Below are 17034 nucleotides of genomic sequence, written 5' to 3'. Positions count from 1 at the left end.
CCGGCGGCCCAAATGAAAAAACCCCGCCAACGCGGGGTTTGTGACGTCCTGAGATTCTAATCGATTTCGAATCAGGCGTAGCGACGCAGGCGTGTCGCGAATTCCTGCAGCGCCTTGATGCCGCTTTGTTCTGCGCGATGGCACCAATCCTGCAATTGCGCGAGAAGCTGTTCGCGCGACGCGGTCGAACGATCCCAGATCGCGGCGAGATCCTGGCGCAGCTGGAAGTACGTATGCAACTTCTGGCTATTCGCGAAGATTTCCGGCAGCAGCTTCTTCTGCGGCTCGTCGAGGCCGTCGGCGTCCTTGTGGAACCACTTGCGCGCGCCGCGCATCAACTGGTACTTCTCGCTCGAACCGAGTTCCTTCAGGTGCGCGAGCTCCTGGCGGTACGCACGCTTCACGGCCTTGCCGTAACGCGCCATCACTTCGTAGCGGTTCGACAGCACGGCTTGCAGCGTTTCCTGGTCGAGCACCGTCTTCGGCTTGTTCAGGCGCGGCGTCGGCGCGACCTTCTTCACCTTAGCGAGACCGAATGCCGACATGATGCGGATGTACATCCAGCCGATGTCGAACTCGTACCACTTGTTCGACAGCTTCGCCGACGTCGCGAACGTGTGATGGTTGTTGTGCAGCTCTTCGCCGCCGATCACGATGCCCCACGGGAACAGGTTCGTGCTCGCGTCGGCCGAGTTGAAGTTGCGATAGCCCCAGAAGTGACCGAAGCCGTTGACGACGCCCGCCGCCCAGAACGGGATCCACACCATCTGCACGGCCCACACGGTGAGGCCGAGCACGCCGAACAGCGCGACGTCGATCACCATCATCATGCTGATGCCGAGAATCGGGTACTTCGAGTAGACGTTGCGCTCGAGCCAGTCGTTCGGCGTGCCGTGGCTGAACTTGCGCATCGTCTCTTCGTTCTTCGCTTCCGCGCGATACAGCTCGGCGCCCTCGAGGAACACCTTCCAGATGCCGCGCGTCTGCGGGCTGTGCGGATCTTCCTCGGTCTCGCACTTCGCGTGGTGCTTGCGGTGAATCGCGGCCCACTGGCCGGTCAGCATGCCGGTGGTCATCCACAGCCAGAAACGGAAGAAGTGGCTCGCGATCGGATGCAGCTCCAGCGCGCGGTGCGCCTGGCAGCGGTGCAGGTAGACGGTCACGCCGATGATCGTGACGTGCGTGACGGCGAGCGCGAACAACGCGACCTGCCACCACGAAAAACGCAGGAGCCCGTGGGAAAGAAAATCGAGCAGGGAATTCAACAAGGCAGTTACCTGTGATGAGAGCGACGCCGCACCGGCGTCAGAAGAATGAAAGCATACCGCGTGTAGACCAGAATTTTACTTCAACCGTTCCAAGTCTTTGTAAAAAATGAATATTTTCTTGCCCTGACGCAATCCGCGCGGTCCATGTGCGGACTGGGAAAGGCCCGCGATCCGGTTTCGACCGCGGAATCGGTACGATTGACCGCCCGTGGCCGCTACGCCGCCGGCGCGCGCCCGTCCAGCGCACCATCGACAAGCGCCGGATCGGGCCCGGCCGCCACGCCCGCCGCCGCGGGAAAGCCGTCCGGCAGCCCGACCACGCGCACTTCGCGCTGCGGAAACGGAATCGAGATCCCGTGCTCGCTGAACAGCCGCCAGATGTTGCGGTTCACGCTCGAGCGCACGCCCGACGTGCCTTTCGCCGAATCCTCGATCCAGAAGCCGAGCTCGAGATCGATGCCGTCCGCGCCGAACCCCACGAGGTACGGCGTCGGCGCCGGCTCGGCCAGCACGCGCGGCACGTCCTTCGCGGCGTCGGCGAGCAACGCGAGTGCCTGCTCGACGTCGCTCGTGTACGCGACCTGCACCGCGACTTTCGCGTAGCCGCGCGTCAGGTAGGACGACTGGTTCTGCACGACGTCGGTGATCAGCTTCTCGTTCGGGATCAGCGTCTCGTTGCCGTCAAGGCCGCGCACGACCGTGTAGCGCGTGCGGATCTGCGTGACGACGCCCTGCAGCCCGCCGACGCTGATCGCATCGCCGAGCCGCAGCGAGCGGTCGAGCAGGATGATGAAGCCCGACACGTAGTTGCTGGCGATCTTCTGCAGCCCGAACCCGAGGCCGACGCCCACCGCGCCGCCGAACACGCCGAGCACCGTCACGTCGATGCCGACCAGCGACAGCCCGATCAGGATCGCCGCGAACACGAGCAGCGCACGGCCGACCCGCGACAGTACGACCTTCAGGTTCGCGTCGAGCGTGCTCGCGCGCGACAGGCGATCCTCGAGCACCGAGCCGAGCCACATCGCGACCATCAGCGTCACGCACACCCACAGCGCGCCGGAGATCACCGACAGCAGCGTGAGGTGCGCGGTCGCGACCCGGAACTGCACGCTGTCGAGCCAGCCCAGCACGTCGCGCTGGATGCCGAGCACGGTCATCACCATCGCGGCCCACACGACGGTCGACACGATCTTCTCGACGATCGACAGCCACGCGTGCGTGTGACCGTCGCGCGCGAACACGCGCCGCGCGAAGAAGAACAGCAGGTAGATCAGCCCGATGCCGAACAGCGGCACGAGCGCGAGCGACAGCAGCGACGTCGACATGAACGGGTCGAACGCGAGTTGCGCGCCGCCGACGAACACGCTGCCGAACAGCGGAAACAACGCACGTTTCAGGCTTTGCGCGCCCGCGCCAGGCGCACGCCCGGCCGCCCGGCGCCGCGCATCGATCCGGCCGTGCACGAAGCGCGCGGCCACCCACGCGAAACACAGCGCACCGATGAGGATCGCCGCCTGCCAGATCATCACCGGCTGGTGGAAATCGCGAATCACCGATTCCAGCCGGTGCGACAGCAGGCGGCTCTGCAAATTCTCCATCGTCCGTCCGGGCAGTCGTTACTGCGCGGCGCGGCGCTCGAGCACCGCGGCGAAGAAGCCGTCGGTCGCGTGACGGTGCGGCCACAGCGACAGGTAGTCGCCCGTCTCGAGCTCGATGCGCTGGTCGGCCAGCACCTGCTGCGCCGGCACCAGCGTGAACTCCGGATGATCGGCCAGGAACTGTTCGACGATGCGCTCGTTCTCGGCGTCGAGCACGCTGCAGGTCGCGTAGACGAGCCGGCCGCCCTTCTTCACGAGCCGCGCGGCGCTCGCGAGGATCGACGCCTGCTTCGGCGTCAGCTCGTCGATCGCCGTGCGCGTCTGGCGCCACTTCAGGTCCGGATTGCGGCGCAGCGTGCCGAGGCCGCTGCACGGCGCATCGACCAGCACACGGTCGATCTTGCCGGCGAGCCGCTTGATCTTCGCGTCGTGCTCGCTGTCGATCAGCACCGGGTTCACGTTCGACAGCCCGCTGCGCGCAAGGCGCGGCTTCAGCTTCGCGAGACGCTTCTCCGAGATGTCGAACGCATAGAGGCGCCCGGTCGAGCGCATCATCGCGCCGAGTGCGAGCGTCTTGCCGCCCGCGCCCGCGCAGAAATCGACGACCATTTCACCGCGGCGCGGCGCGACCAGCGAGCACAGCAGCTGGCTGCCTTCGTCCTGTACCTCGATCGCGCCTTCCTCGAACAGCTTCAGGCGCGTCAGCGCCGGCTTGCCGACCACGCGCACGCCGAACGGCGCGAACGGCGTCGCGCCCGCTTCGATGCCGCTCACGCGCAGCGCTTCGATCACCTGGTCGCGGGTCGCCTTCTGCGCGTTGGCACGCAGGTCGAGCGGCGCCGGGTAGTTCAGCGCGGCGGCGAGCTGCGCGAGTTCCTCGGCGTCGAAACGCTCCGACAGCGCCTGGTGAATCCAGTCGGGCAGGTTCGTGCGAATGCGCATGGGCAGGCTCGCCGGATCGATCTTCGACACGTGCTCGAGCCACGCGGACTCGGTGTCGGACAGGAACGGCTTCAGCGCATTGCGCCCCATCGTCTGCATCAGGCCGAGCAGCGTGAGACGCCGCGCGGGCGTGCCGGTGCCGCTCTCGGCCAGATGCGAGAACTCCATCTTCCGGCGCAGCACCGCGAACACGGCCTCGGCGATCACGCCGCGCTCCGCATGCCCGAGCTTCGGGTGCGCGCGGAAGAACCGGCTCGTCGTCGCGTCGGCGGGGCCGGCGAACTTCAGCACCTCGGCGAGCAGGGTTTCGGTCTGGCCAATCAGGAATCCGTGCAGCTTCATACGCCCTCACTCGTTTCGGTTTGCGGTTGATCCGCGAAAATCCAGCGCGCCTCTTCGGGCGCGACCACTGCACGGCCGTCCTTGAGGCGCAGGCGCCCCTCGACGAACCAGCGCACCGCACGCGGATACAGCACGTGCTCGACCGTCAGCACGCGCCGCGCGAGCGCGGCCGCGTCGTCGCCGGCACGCACCGGCACCGCGCCCTGCGCGACGATCGCGCCGCTGTCGAGCTCGGGAATGACGAAATGCACGCTCGCGCCATGCAGCGCGACGCCCGCATCCAGCGCCTGCTGGTGCGTGTGGATACCCTTGAAGCTCGGCAGCAGCGACGGATGGATGTTGAGCAGCCGGCCTTCGTATCGTCTGACGAATGCGGGCGTGAGGATGCGCATGAAGCCGGCCAGGACCACGAGATCGGGCGAGAAACGGTCGATCTCGGCGGCGAGCGCCGCGTCGAAGCTGTCGCGGCCGTCGAACGACCGGTGGTCGACCACCGCCGTCGCCACCCCGTGCGACGCGGCAAAAGCCAGTCCGGCCGCATCGGGCCGGTTGGCGATCACGGCGGCAATCTCGGCCGGCCAGCGTTCCTGCGCGCACGCGCGGACGATGGCCTCCATGTTGCTGCCGCGACCGGAAATCAGGATCACGAGTTTTTTCATCCGCGAATTTTACCATTCGCCCTCGGGTTTCCCGCCTTCTCGGCCGTCGGCCCGCCCGAACGTTTATAATCTTCTGCTTTGCGGCATCCCACCGCCCATTCCCCGACGCTGCATCCGCTATCGTGAAAGTCTTCCGCGGCCTGCCCAACGCCGAGAGCCGCGCCCCGTGCGCGCTGACGATCGGCAACTTCGACGGTGTCCATCGCGGCCACCAGGCCCTGCTCGCGCGCGTGCGCGCGGCAGCGGATGCGCGCGGGTTGCCCGTGTGCGTGATGACGTTCGAGCCGCACCCGCGCGAATTCTTCAATCCGGCCGGCGCACCGCCGCGCATCGCGATGCTGCGCGACAAACTGGAAGCGTTGCGCGACCACGGGGTCGACCGCGTCGTCGTCGAGCACTTCAACCACACCTTCGCGAGCCAGTCGCCGCAGGCGTTCGTCGAACGCACGCTGGTGAACGGGCTGCACACTCGCTGGATGATGGTCGGTGACGATTTCTGCTACGGCGCGAAGCGCGCGGGCACCTTCGACACGCTGAAGGCGGCCGGCGAGCTGCACGGCTTCGAGGTCGAGCAGATGGGTACGGTGGCCGGCAGCGACGGCACGCGCATTTCCAGCTCCGGCGTGCGCGCGGCGCTCGCCGCGGGCGATCTCGACGCGGCCGCGCAGGCGCTCGGCCACGGCTACGCGATCAGCGGCCACGTCGCGCACGGGCTGAAGCTCGGCCGCGATCTCGGCTTCCCGACGCTGAACCTGCCGATCCAGCACAAGCGGCCGGCGCTCGCGGGCATCTTCGTCGTGCAGGTGCACGGCCTCGGCCCCGAGCCGCTGCCGGGCGTCGCGAGCCTCGGGCTGCGCCCGACCGTCGACGATTCGGGCCGCGTGCTGCTCGAAGTTCATCTGCTCGACTGGCACGGCAACGCGTACGGCAAGCTGATCCGTGTCGAATTCCTGAAGAAGCTGCGCGACGAGGCGAAATTCGACGATCTCGAGGCGCTGTCGCGCGCGATCGCGCTGGACGTCGCGAATGCCCGCGCCTACTTCACCGAACGCGACCATGCGCCGGGCAGCCGCGCGACGGGCTTCGCGACGTCGGCCACCGACCGAATTAGCTGATCCGGACGGCGGCGCCTCGCGCCGCACCCTCGCGCTGCCCTCGCGCGCGCCTACCCGATTCACGACGCCCGAGCGTCCCCCGATTTAGATAGCGATCCCATCATGAGCAACAAGAAAGCCGATTCGAAACCGCAGGCCAAGTATCCGGTCAACCTGCTCGACACGCCGTTCCCGATGCGCGGCGACCTGCCCAAGCGCGAGCCGCAGTGGGTCAAGGAGTGGGAAGAGCGCGGCATCTACGAGAAGATCCGCGCGGCCAGCCAGGGCCGCCCGAAGTTCATCCTGCACGACGGCCCGCCCTATGCGAACGGCGACATCCACCTCGGCCACGCGGTCAACAAGATCCTGAAGGACATCGTCGTCAAGTCGCGCAACATGGCCGGCTTCGACGCGCCGTACGTGCCGGGCTGGGATTGCCACGGGATGCCGATCGAGATCCAGATCGAGAAGCAGTTCGGCAAGTCGCTGCCGGCGGCCGAAGTGATGAGCAAGGCGCGCGCGTACGCGACCGAGCAGATCGAGAAGCAGAAGGTCGGCTTCAAGCGCCTGGGCGTGCTCGGCGACTGGGCCAACCCGTACAAGACGATGAACTTCGTGAACGAGGCGGAAGAAATCCGCGCGCTCGGCAAGATCATCGAGAAGGGCTACGTGTACCGCGGGCTGAAGCCGGTGAACTGGTGCTTCGACTGCGGCTCGGCGCTCGCGGAAGCGGAAGTCGAGTACAAGGATCGCACCGACCCGACGATCGACGTGATGTTCGCGTTCGCGGAACCGGAAAAGACCGCGCACGCGTTCGGCCTGCCGGCACTGCCGCGCGCCGAGGGCGGCATCGTGATCTGGACCACCACGCCGTGGACGATCCCCGCCAACCAGGCGCTGAACCTCCATCCGGAAATCATCTACGCGCTGGTCGACACCGAGCGCGGGCTGCTGATCATCGCGGAAGAACGCGTCGAAGCCTGCATGACCGACTTCAAGCTCACGGGCCGCATCGTCGCGACCGCGCCCGGCGTGAAGCTCGCGAACCTGCGCTTCCACCACCCGCTCGCATCGGCCCACCCCGGCTACAAGCGCACCGCGCCCGTCTACCTCGGCGACTACGTGACGACCGACACCGGTACCGGCGTCGTGCACTCGTCGCCCGCGTACGGTATTGAAGACTTCATGTCGTGCAAGGCGCACGGGATGACCGATTCCGACTTCATCAACCCGGTGATGGGCGACGGCCGCTACATCGAATCGCTGCCGCTGTTCGGCGGCCTGTCGATCTGGGATGCGAACCCGAAGATCGTCGACGCGCTGAACGCGGCCGGCTCGCTGCTGCGCAGCGAGAAGTACACGCACAGCTACATGCACTGCTGGCGCCACAAGACGCCGATCATCTACCGCGCGACGTCGCAGTGGTTCGCCGGCATGGACGTGACGCCGCAAGACGGCGGCAAGACGCTGCGCGAAACGGCGCTCGAAGGCGTCGACGCGACCGCGTTCTATCCGTCGTGGGGCAAGCAGCGCCTGTTCAGCATGATCGCGAACCGTCCGGACTGGACGCTGTCGCGCCAGCGCCAGTGGGGCGTGCCGATGGCGTTCTTCGTGCACAAGGAAACCGGCGAGCTGCACCCGCGCACGCTCGAGCTGCTCGAGGAAGTCGCGAAGCGCGTCGAACAGTCGGGCATCGAGGCGTGGCAATCGCTCGACCCGCGCGAGCTGATCGGCGACGACGCGAACCTGTACGAAAAGAACCGTGACACGCTCGACGTGTGGTTCGACTCGGGCACGACGCACTGGCACGTGCTGCGCGGCTCGCACAAGGATCAGCTGCAGTTCCCGGCCGACCTGTACCTCGAAGGCTCGGACCAGCATCGCGGCTGGTTCCACTCGTCGCTGCTCACCGCATCGATGATCGACGGCCGCGCGCCGTACAAGGGCCTGCTCACGCACGGCTTCACGGTCGACGGTGAAGGCCGCAAGATGAGCAAGTCGCTCGGCAACGGCATCGACCCGCATGAAGTCGCGAACCGCCTCGGCGCGGAGATCATCCGCCTGTGGATCGCGTCGACCGACTACTCGGGCGAGCTCGCGATTTCCGAGGAAATCCTGAAGCGCGTGACGGAAGGCTATCGCCGCATCCGCAACACACTGCGTTTCCTGCTCGCGAACCTGTCGGATTTCGACTTCGCTCAGCATGCGGTGCCGGTCGACGAATGGCTCGAGATCGACCGCTATGCGGTCGCGTTCTCGCAGCAGTTGCAGACGGAGCTGCTCGGCCACTACGAGAAGTACGAATTCCACCCGGTCGTCGCGAAGCTGCAGACGTACTGCTCGGAAGATCTCGGCGGCTTCTACCTCGACGTGCTGAAGGACCGCCTGTACACGAGCGCCGCCGATTCGCGCGCGCGCCGCTCCGCGCAGACCGCGCTGTACCACCTGACGCACGGGCTGCTGCGCGTGCTCGCGCCGTTCCTGTCGTTCACGGCGGAAGAAGCGTGGAAGGTGTTCCAGCCGGCGAGCGACACGATCTTCACGGAAACCTACTATGCGTATCCGGAAGTCGCCGGCTCGGCCGCGCTGATCGAGAAGTGGGCGCTGCTGCGCGACGTGCGTGGCAACGTGACGAAGGCGCTCGAAGAAGCGCGCACCGCGAACCGCATCGGTTCGTCGCTGCAGGCCGAAGTGGCCGTGCATGCGAGCGGCGCACGCTACGACGCGCTGACGAGCCTCGGCGACGACCTGAAGTTCGTGCTGATCACGTCGGCCGCGACGGTCGTCAAGGTCGACGACGAAGCGCAGGAAAGCGTCGACGTAGCCGCGTCGAAGTACCAGAAGTGCGAGCGCTGCTGGCACTACCGCGAAGATGTCGGCGCGCACGCCGAGCACCCGACGCTGTGCGGCCGCTGCTTCTCGAACCTGTTTGAAAACGGCGAAATCCGGAGCGCTGCTTAAATATGGCGAAGACCCTGTCGAAACCGGCCAGCGGCGCGCTCGCGCCCTGGCTCGGCATTTCGCTGATCGTGATCCTGTTCGACCAACTGTCGAAGATCGCGATCCTCAAAACGTTCGCGTACGGCGCGCAGCATGCGCTGACGTCGTTCTTCAACCTCGTGCTGGTGTACAACCGCGGCGCCGCGTTCGGCTTCCTGTCGACCGCGAGCGGCTGGCAGCGCTGGGCGTTCACCGCGCTCGGCGTCGGCGCGACGCTCGTGATCTGCTTCCTGCTGAAGCGCCACGGCCACCAGCGGCTGTTCAGCGTGTCGCTCGCGCTGATCCTCGGCGGCGCGCTCGGCAACGTGATCGACCGGCTCGTCTACGGTCACGTGATCGACTTCCTCGATTTCCACCTCGGCGCGTGGCACTTCCCGGCGTTCAACCTTGCCGATTCCGCGATCACGGTCGGCGCGGTCCTGCTGATCTACGACGAGCTGCGGCGCGTGCGCGGCGCGCGCTGAGCGCGCATACTCCGTGTCGACGGCCGGCTTCGCGCCGGCCGTTCCGTTTGACCCCAGGAGGCCTGAGTTGGCACACGCAGAACTTGCAGGAAAACACCTCGTTCTCGGCCTGACGGGCGGCATCGCCTGCTACAAGATCGCCGAACTCACGCGGCTGCTCGTGAAGGCCGGCGCGACCGTGCAGGTCGCGATGACCGACGCCGCCACCCAGTTCATCACGCCCATCACGATGCAGGCGCTGTCGGGCCGGCCCGTCTATACGAGCCAATGGGACGCGCGTATCGACAACAACATGGCGCACATCGACCTGTCGCGCGAAGCCGACGCGATCGTGATCGCGCCCGCGTCGACGGATTTCCTCGCGAAGCTCGCGCACGGGTTCGCCGACGATCTGCTGTCGACGCTGTGCGTCGCGCGCGACTGTCCGCTGCTCGTCGTCCCCGCGATGAACCGCCAGATGTGGCAGAACCCGGCCACGCAACGCAACGCCGCGCAATTGCGCGCGGACGGCGTGTCGGTGCTCGGCCCGGATTCGGGCGCGCAGGCGTGCGGCGAAGTCGGCGACGGCCGCATGCTCGAGCCCGAAGCGATCTATGAAGCGATCGTCGCGCACTTCGCGCCGAAGGTGCTCGCGCACCGCCGCGTGCTGATCACGGCCGGGCCGACGTTCGAACCGCTCGACCCGGTGCGCGGGCTGACGAACCGCTCCAGCGGCAAGATGGGTTTCGCGCTCGCGCGCGCCGCGCAACAGGCCGGCGCCGACGTGCATCTCGTCGCCGGGCCGGTCGCGCTCGACACGCCGTGGGGCGTGTACCGCCAGGACGTGCAGACCGCGCAGCAGATGTACGACGCGGTGATGCATGCGGTGGCCGACGCCGACATCTTCATCGCGGTGGCCGCGGTCGCCGACTGGCGCGTCGACCAGCCGGCCGAGCACAAGATGAAGAAGACGACCGACCGCAAGATGCCGGCGCTCGCGTTCGTCGAGAATCCCGACATCCTCGCGTCGGTCGCCGCGCTGCCCGACGCGCCGTTCTGCGTCGGCTTCGCGGCCGAAAGCGGCGACCTCGACGTGCATGGCGACGAGAAGCGCAAGCGCAAGAATGTGCCGTTGCTCGTCGGCAATCTCGGCCCGCTGACGTTCGGCCGCGACGACAACGAAGTCGTGCTGTTCGAGGCCGCCGGTCTCACGCGCCTGCCGCGCGCCCCGAAGGACGAACTCGCGCATGCGCTCGTCGCGGAAATCGCGAAGCGCCTGCCCGACAACCGCCTGATCTGATCCCGCGCGGCGGCCATAGCCGCCGCGCCCTTCCCGACCGATTCGACGACCGCATGAAACTCGACCTGAAGATTCTCGACGCGCGCATGCGCGACTACCTGCCCGCCTACGCGACCACCGGCAGCGCCGGCCTCGATCTGCGCGCGTGCCTCGACGCACCGGTCACGCTGCAGCCGGGCGAAACTACGCTCGTGCCGACGGGCCTCGCGATCCACCTTGCGGACCCCGGCTATGCGGCGCTGATCCTGCCGCGCTCGGGCCTCGGCCACAAGCACGGGATCGTGCTCGGCAACCTCGTCGGCCTGATCGATTCCGACTACCAGGGCCAGTTGATGGTCTCGACGTGGAACCGCGGCCAGACCGAGTTCGTGCTGAACCCGTTTGAACGCCTCGCGCAGCTCGTGATCGTGCCGGTCGTGCAGGCACAGTTCAACATCGTCGACGAATTCACCGAGAGCGATCGCGGCGAAGGCGGCTTCGGCAGCACCGGCCGCCACTGAGCCACGCAGCATGAGAAAAGGGGCCACGCTGAGTGGCCCCTTTCCTTTTCACGCACCGTCACTTGCCGGCCGGTTGCGCGATCCGCGCGGGCGCCGGTTCGCGACGCCGCGCCTGCGCGATGCTTGCATAGACGACCATCGCGACCAGCACGCCGAGCAGCACGGCCGACGAGCCGACCGTGCCGAGCGCGAGGCCGCCCTTCGCGACCGGCTTCGTCAGCAGGTCGCCGACCGTCGCGCCGAACGGACGCGTGAGCACGAACGCGGCCCAGAACAGCAGCACGCCGGAGATTCGCGTGAAGTAGTGCGCGAGCACGATCACCGCAAGCAGCCCGCCGATCAGCAGTGCGCCGCCGCCGAAGCCGAGCCCCGAGCTGTCCGCGAGGAAGTCGCCCAGCGCGGTGCCGAGCGTGTTCGAGAACAGGATCGCGATCCAGTACAGCAGCTCGACCTTGCGCGTACGGATCAGGTCGACCGACAGCGATTCGCCGCTGAGGCGCCAGACCGCGAAGATCGCCAGCAGGATCGCGACGAGGATCGACGAGCCGGCCGCATAGCCGAGGCCGAGCGTGCGATCCATGAAGTCGGACATCGTCGTGCCGGCCGTGCTCGTCGCGACGATCACGGCCCAGTAGATCGCCGGGCGATAGCGCGTCGTCCTGAGCTGGGCGCCCAGCGTCACGAGAAAGAAACCGAACAGCAGGATCGAGCTCACCGCGTAGCCGACGTTCAGCGTCATCGACAGCAGGTCGCCGCCCGTTTCGCCGAGCGTCGTCGCGCAGATCTTCATGATCCAGAACGCGAGCGTGATTTCGGGCAGTGTGTTCATTCGAACCCCTTTTTGCAGGAAGCGGCGCGCCGGTGCGGATCGGCACGCCATGCAGACAGGATCGAATGTAGGCGCAGCTCGCTTAACGGAACCTTAGCGAGTGTGACGAACGGCGCGAGTGCCCGCGCCGCCACGATCAGCGCGCGTGCTGGTGCCGGTAATGCAGCGCGTAGGCGAGCGTCAGCAGCACGACGAACACGACGCCGACCACCATCGTCATCCGGAATTCGCGCGTGAAAGCGGTCGTCAGCAGGATCGCGGCGACGAGCCCCGCGCCGAGCAGGCTGCCGAACGGGTGCCCCCACATCCGGAACGCGAGCGCGGGGCCGCGATACCGCGCACGGAACCGCAGGTGCGTGACGAAGATCATCAGCCACGTGAACAGCGCGCCGAACATCGCGATCGCCATCATCACCGTGAACGCGGTGTCGGGCGCGAGCGCGACCAGCACGGCCGCCACCGCGACGCCGCTCGTCGAGATCCACAGCGCCGCCCGCGGCACGCCGTTCGCGCCGAGCCGGCCGAACACCGCGGGCGCGAGGCGCGCGCGCGACAGGCTGAACATCATCCGCGTCGTCACGTAGAGCTGGCTGTTCATCGCCGACAGCGCCGCGATCAACAGCACGAAGTTGATCACGCCGGCCGCATACGGCACGTGCGTCGCGGCCATCACCTTCACGAACGGGCTTTCGTCGGTGCCGGCCTGCGTCCATGGCACGATCGCGAGCATCAGCGCGAGCGTCAGCAGGTAGAACAGCACGAGCCGGAACACGGTCGAGCGGAATGCGCGCGTGACCGCGTGCTGCGGATCGCGCGCCTCGCCGGCCGCGATCGCGACCGCTTCGATGCTCATGTAGCTGAAGATCGCGACGATCACCGCGACCCACGTACCCCACGGCCCCTTCGGCATGAAGCCGCCGTGCGCGGTGTAGTTCGCGAAACCGATGCCCGATGCGACCGGCGCCGCCCACACGAGATACGCACCGAGCACGATGAACACGACGATCGCCGCGATCTTCAGCAGCGAGAACGCGTATTCGACCGTCCCGTACAGCGTGACGCTCGCGAGGTTCACCGAGATCAGCAGCGCGGAGAAGCCGATGACCCAGTACCAGCCGGGCACGGCCGGGAACCAGTACTTCATGAATACCGCGATCGCGCTGATCTCGGTGCCGATCGCGAACACGACCGCGAACCAGTACGCGTAGCGCACCAGGAAGCCCGCGAGCGGGCCGACGTAATGCTCGGCATAGGCGCCGAACGAGCCGGCCGTCGGATGCGCGACGGTCATTTCCGCGAGCGCGCCCATCAGCAGCAGCGCGATCAGCGCGCCGATCGCATAGGACACCAGCACGCTCGGGCCCGCGAGCCCGATCGCGAACCCGCTGCCGAGAAACAGCCCCGTGCCGATCGCGCCGCCGATCGCGATCATCGCCATCTGCCCCGACGTCAGCGCGTGGCGCAACCCTTGTTCGCGCGCGACGATAGCGTCGAACGATCGTTGTTGTTGTGTCACTGCGTTACCACTCCCCTGCACCACCATCGCGCCGCCGGCGCCGGATAAAACGAAACGGCGCGGAGAACTTCCCGCGCCGTTCGCATGAACAACGAATTATCGCTTACTCGACTTCGACCGTCTCTTCGTTCGGCTTGTGCGGCGGATTCGCCAGCTTGTCGAACGACAACTGCACCTTGTCGCTTTCGTCGACGTCGACGGTCACGTGGCCGCCGTTGAGCAGCTTGCCGAACAGCAGTTCGTCGGCCAGCGCGCGCCGGATCGTGTCCTGGATCAGCCGCTGCATCGGCCGCGCGCCCATCAGCGGGTCGAAGCCATGCTTCGCGAGATGCTTGCGCAACGCGTCGGTGAAGAGCGTGTCGACCTTCTTCTCGTGCAGCTGTTCCTCGAGCTGGATCAGGAACTTGTCGACCACGCGCATGATGATTTCCTCATCGAGCGAGCGGAAGCTGATGATCGAATCCAGGCGGTTGCGGAACTCCGGCGTGAACAGGCGCTTGATGTCGGTCATCTCGTCGCCGGTTTCGCGGCGCGTCGTGAAGCCGATCGTCGCCTTCTGCATCGACTCGGCGCCCGCGTTCGTCGTCATGATGATGATGACGTTGCGGAAATCCGCCTTGCGGCCGTTGTTGTCCGTCAGCGTGCCGTGGTCCATCACCTGCAGCAGCACGTTGAAGATGTCCGGATGCGCCTTCTCGATTTCGTCGAGCAGCAGCACGCAATGCGGCTTCTTCGTGACGGCTTCGGTCAGGAGGCCGCCCTGGTCGAACCCGACGTAGCCCGGCGGCGCGCCGATCAGCCGGCTCACCGCGTGACGCTCCATGTATTCCGACATGTCGAAGCGGATCAGCTCGATGCCGAGCGTGAACGCGAGCTGGCGCGCCACTTCGGTCTTGCCGACACCCGTCGGGCCGGAGAACAGGAACGCGCCGATCGGCTTGTCCATCTTGCCGAGGCCCGCGCGCGCCATCTTGATCGAGGCCGCGAGCGCATCGATCGCCGGGTCCTGGCCGAACACGACGCTCTTCAGGTCGCGGTCGAGCGTCTGCAGCTTGCTGCGATCGTCCTGCGACACGCTTTGCGCCGGCACGCGCGCGATCTTCGAGATGATTTCCTCGATCTCGCTCTTGCCGATCGTCTTCTTCTGCTTCGACTTCGGCAGGATGCGCTGCGCGGCGCCCGCCTCGTCGATCACGTCGATCGCCTTGTCCGGCAGGTGACGGTCGGTGATGAAGCGCGCCGACAGCTCGGCCGCGGCCGACAGGGCGCCCGACGAGTACTTGACGCCGTGATGCTCCTCGAAGCGCGACTTCAGCCCGCGCAGGATCGCGACCGTCTGCTCGACGCTCGGCTCCGTCACGTCCACCTTCTGGAAGCGCCGCGACAGCGCCGCATCCTTCTCGAAGATGCCGCGATACTCGGTGAACGTGGTCGCGCCGATGCACTTGAGCGTGCCCGACGACAACGCCGGCTTCAGCAGGTTCGACGCATCGAGCGTGCCGCCCGACGCGGCACCCGCGCCGATCAGCGTATGGATTTCATCGATGAACAAGATCGCGTGCGGGCGCTCCTTGAGCTCCTTCAGCACCGTCTTCAGCCGCTGCTCGAAATCGCCGCGATACTTGGTGCCCGCGAGCAGCGCGCCCATGTCGAGCGAGTACACCTGCGCGTTCGCGAGGATGTCCGGCACTTCGCCGCGCGTGATGCGATACGCGAGCCCTTCCGCGATCGCGGTCTTGCCGACGCCGGCTTCGCCCACGAGCAGCGGGTTGTTCTTGCGGCGACGGCACAGCACCTGCACGACGCGCTCGACCTCGGGCTCGCGACCGATCAGCGGATCGATGCGGCCGTCCTTCGCCATCTGGTTCAGGTTCTGCGTGAACTGCGCGAGCGGGGTTTCCTTCTGCGCGTTCGCGTCTTCGCTTTCCGCGTTCGCATCGGTCGACTTCGCGGCTTCGCCGTTGTTCGTCTTCGCGATGCCGTGCGAAATGAAGTTCACCACGTCGAGACGCGTGACGCCCTGCTGCTGCAGGTAGTACACGGCGTGCGAATCCTTCTCGCCGAAGATCGCGACCAGCACGTTCGCGCCGGTGACTTCCTTCTTGCCGTTCGACGTCGACTGGACGTGCATGATCGCGCGCTGGATCACACGCTGGAAACCGAGCGTCGGCTGGGTATCGACGTCGTCGGTACCCGGGACGGTAGGTGTGTTGTCGTGGATGAAATTGCGCAGGTTCTGACGCAAGTCCTCGATGTTGGCCGCACACGCGCGCAACACCTCGGCTGCCGTCGGATTATCCAGCAGGGCCAGCAGCAGGTGCTCGACCGTAATGAACTCATGGCGCGCCTGGCGTGCTTCCATGAACGCCATGTGCAGGCTGACTTCCAATTCCTGGGCAATCATGCTTCCTCCATCACGCACTGCAGCGGATGCCCTGCCTGCCGCGCATGGGTAACGACTTGCTCAACCTTGGTCGACGCGATGTCCCGCGTATAGACCCCACAAACCCCTCGCCCTTCGCGATGGACCTTCAGCATGATCTGCGTGGCCGTCTCGCGATCCTTCTTGAAATACTCCTGGACCACCATCACGACGAACTCCATCGGCGTGAAGTCGTCGTTGAGCAGCACCACCTTGTACATCGAAGGCGGCTTGAGCTTCTGCTGCTTGCGTTCCAGGACGGTACTGTCCTGCTTGTCCGGGATAATCGCCATACACCCATTCTAAACAACTCGGACAGGCCCGCAATCCTGCCATTACCCGACCGACCGGCCGGCGCCCTCCCCGGTGTCCCGGAACACGCGATCGTCTTCGCGCCATACGAAAGCCGGCTGCGGTGCCGGCTTTCACGCATGGCGCGGAACACGAACCGTCAAGGGGAAGCTCACCGGAACGTCGTGTCCGCATCCAGTATCCCACAAGCCGGGACGACTCGAACGCGTGTCACTCGAGCCTGGTATATGAGCCGATTATGCGGCTTTTCAAGCCCCCGCGCTTGGCCACATGCTGCAAAGCAAAGCCGGAAAAACCCTGAAAATGGGTTCTTTACAACGACCCTCTAAACGTCTAAAAATTCCACTTGACACTCCAATAAAGAGCGCCAACAATCAAGCTGGCACTTTTTTCAATTTGCCGATTGGCGAAACGAAAGAGGCCGAGGTGAGCTTGTGAGGGGGGAACGGCCGTATTTTGGTCGTTTAGCTTTTCGAGCGTGCTCGTGGTAAGTAGCAGCGACTGTGTGACAGGGGAAGTAGGAAAATGGCAACTGGTATCGTTAAGTGGTTCAACGACGCGAAGGGCTTCGGTTTCATCACTCCCGACGAGGGCGGTGAGGATCTGTTTGCGCACTTCTCGGCTATCACCATGAATGGCTTCAAGACGCTGAAGGAAGGCCAGAAGGTGAGCTTTGACGTCGTTCAAGGACCGAAGGGCAAGCAAGCGTCGAACATCCAGGCCGCATAAGGCATCGGATATCGGACGAAGAAACCCGGCGCACAGCGCCGGGTTTCTTTTTTTGTGGCCGGCCAATCGATAATCGA

14 protein-coding genes are annotated in these 17034 nt (G+C 66.0%); 6 read left to right on the top strand and 8 right to left on the bottom strand.

Going from position 1 to position 17034, the window contains the following annotated elements; genetic code table 11:
- Positions 1 to 71 precede the first annotated feature (71 nt).
- The 4 genes from BLS50_RS12045 to purN form a co-directional block, all read right to left on the bottom strand.
- Positions 72 to 1268, bottom strand: a complete 1197-nt coding sequence (locus BLS50_RS12045) for a DesA family fatty acid desaturase (protein WP_006478042.1) — start codon at positions 1266 to 1268, stop codon at positions 72 to 74.
- Positions 1269 to 1483: 215 nt separating this feature from the next.
- Positions 1484 to 2869: a mechanosensitive ion channel family protein gene (locus BLS50_RS12040; protein WP_074802294.1), complete on the bottom strand. Its 1386-nt coding sequence runs from the start codon at positions 2867 to 2869 to the stop codon at positions 1484 to 1486.
- 18 nt (positions 2870 to 2887) lie between these two features.
- On the bottom strand, positions 2888 to 4153 hold the full coding sequence (locus BLS50_RS12035; protein WP_074802293.1) for an RsmB/NOP family class I SAM-dependent RNA methyltransferase: 1266 nt from the start codon (positions 4151 to 4153) through the stop codon (positions 2888 to 2890).
- Entirely contained in the window at positions 4150 to 4812 is a 663-nt protein-coding gene (gene purN, locus BLS50_RS12030) for a phosphoribosylglycinamide formyltransferase (protein WP_027805273.1), read from the bottom strand. The genes BLS50_RS12035 and purN overlap by 4 nt, the downstream gene beginning before the upstream one ends.
- Positions 4813 to 4934: 122 nt before the next feature.
- Here purN and BLS50_RS12025 point away from each other — a divergent pair, with 122 nt between their 5' ends.
- From BLS50_RS12025 to dut, 5 genes are all read left to right on the top strand, one after another.
- Positions 4935 to 5927, top strand: coding sequence for a bifunctional riboflavin kinase/FAD synthetase (locus BLS50_RS12025; RefSeq protein ID WP_074802292.1), 993 nt, complete (start codon positions 4935 to 4937; stop codon positions 5925 to 5927).
- Positions 5928 to 6029: 102 nt separating this feature from the next.
- Positions 6030 to 8867, top strand: coding sequence for an isoleucine--tRNA ligase (gene ileS, locus BLS50_RS12020; protein WP_074802291.1), 2838 nt, complete (start codon positions 6030 to 6032; stop codon positions 8865 to 8867).
- 2 nt (positions 8868 to 8869) lie between these two features.
- Positions 8870 to 9370, top strand: coding sequence for a signal peptidase II (gene lspA, locus BLS50_RS12015; RefSeq protein ID WP_006478035.1), 501 nt, complete (start codon positions 8870 to 8872; stop codon positions 9368 to 9370).
- A gap of 67 nt (positions 9371 to 9437) precedes the next feature.
- Complete coding sequence (gene coaBC / locus BLS50_RS12010; RefSeq protein ID WP_074802290.1) at positions 9438 to 10649, top strand: bifunctional phosphopantothenoylcysteine decarboxylase/phosphopantothenate--cysteine ligase CoaBC; 1212 nt, start codon at positions 9438 to 9440, stop codon at positions 10647 to 10649.
- Between the two features lie 53 nt (positions 10650 to 10702).
- Positions 10703 to 11149, top strand: a complete 447-nt coding sequence (gene dut / locus BLS50_RS12005) for a dUTP diphosphatase (RefSeq protein WP_006488961.1) — start codon at positions 10703 to 10705, stop codon at positions 11147 to 11149.
- A 58-nt stretch (positions 11150 to 11207) separates the two neighbouring features.
- Here dut and BLS50_RS12000 read toward each other — a convergent pair whose 3' ends face one another.
- From BLS50_RS12000 to clpS, 4 genes are all read right to left on the bottom strand, one after another.
- Complete coding sequence (locus BLS50_RS12000; protein WP_069233037.1) at positions 11208 to 11978, bottom strand: COG4705 family protein; 771 nt, start codon at positions 11976 to 11978, stop codon at positions 11208 to 11210.
- Positions 11979 to 12114: 136 nt separating this feature from the next.
- Complete coding sequence (locus BLS50_RS11995; protein WP_069233038.1) at positions 12115 to 13494, bottom strand: amino acid permease; 1380 nt, start codon at positions 13492 to 13494, stop codon at positions 12115 to 12117.
- 103 nt (positions 13495 to 13597) lie between these two features.
- Positions 13598 to 15898 (bottom strand): ATP-dependent Clp protease ATP-binding subunit ClpA, encoded by a 2301-nt coding sequence (gene clpA / locus BLS50_RS11990; protein WP_074802289.1) that lies wholly within the window; start codon positions 15896 to 15898, stop codon positions 13598 to 13600.
- Positions 15895 to 16209 (bottom strand): ATP-dependent Clp protease adapter ClpS, encoded by a 315-nt coding sequence (gene clpS / locus BLS50_RS11985; RefSeq protein ID WP_006398529.1) that lies wholly within the window; start codon positions 16207 to 16209, stop codon positions 15895 to 15897. Before clpS ends, clpA begins: the two co-directional genes overlap by 4 nt.
- Positions 16210 to 16753: 544 nt before the next feature.
- On the opposite strand from clpS, the gene BLS50_RS11980 reads away from it, so the two are divergent.
- Positions 16754 to 16957, top strand: coding sequence for a cold-shock protein (locus BLS50_RS11980; RefSeq protein WP_006478030.1), 204 nt, complete (start codon positions 16754 to 16756; stop codon positions 16955 to 16957).
- Positions 16958 to 17034: the final 77 nt, after the last annotated feature.

Origin of the sequence: Burkholderia orbicola, from assembly GCF_900100915.1 — a bacterium.
GTDB lineage: Bacteria > Pseudomonadota > Gammaproteobacteria > Burkholderiales > Burkholderiaceae > Burkholderia > Burkholderia orbicola.
Note: the sequence above shows the minus strand (reverse complement) of the source record. Positions and strands in the feature narration are given on the sequence as shown.

Coding starts and splice junctions, on each gene's coding strand:
- BLS50_RS12040 (WP_074802294.1), bottom strand. CDS start 2,869: ATGGAGAATTTGCAGAGCCGCCTGCTGTCGCACCGGCTGGAATCGGTG.
- BLS50_RS12035 (WP_074802293.1), bottom strand. CDS start 4,153: ATGAAGCTGCACGGATTCCTGATTGGCCAGACCGAAACCCTGCTCGCC.
- purN (WP_027805273.1), bottom strand. CDS start 4,812: ATGAAAAAACTCGTGATCCTGATTTCCGGTCGCGGCAGCAACATGGAG.
- ileS (WP_074802291.1), top strand. CDS start 6,030: ATGAGCAACAAGAAAGCCGATTCGAAACCGCAGGCCAAGTATCCGGTC.
- lspA (WP_006478035.1), top strand. CDS start 8,870: ATGGCGAAGACCCTGTCGAAACCGGCCAGCGGCGCGCTCGCGCCCTGG.
- dut (WP_006488961.1), top strand. CDS start 10,703: ATGAAACTCGACCTGAAGATTCTCGACGCGCGCATGCGCGACTACCTG.
- BLS50_RS12000 (WP_069233037.1), bottom strand. CDS start 11,978: ATGAACACACTGCCCGAAATCACGCTCGCGTTCTGGATCATGAAGATC.
- clpA (WP_074802289.1), bottom strand. CDS start 15,898: ATGATTGCCCAGGAATTGGAAGTCAGCCTGCACATGGCGTTCATGGAA.
- clpS (WP_006398529.1), bottom strand. CDS start 16,209: ATGGCGATTATCCCGGACAAGCAGGACAGTACCGTCCTGGAACGCAAG.
- BLS50_RS11980 (WP_006478030.1), top strand. CDS start 16,754: ATGGCAACTGGTATCGTTAAGTGGTTCAACGACGCGAAGGGCTTCGGT.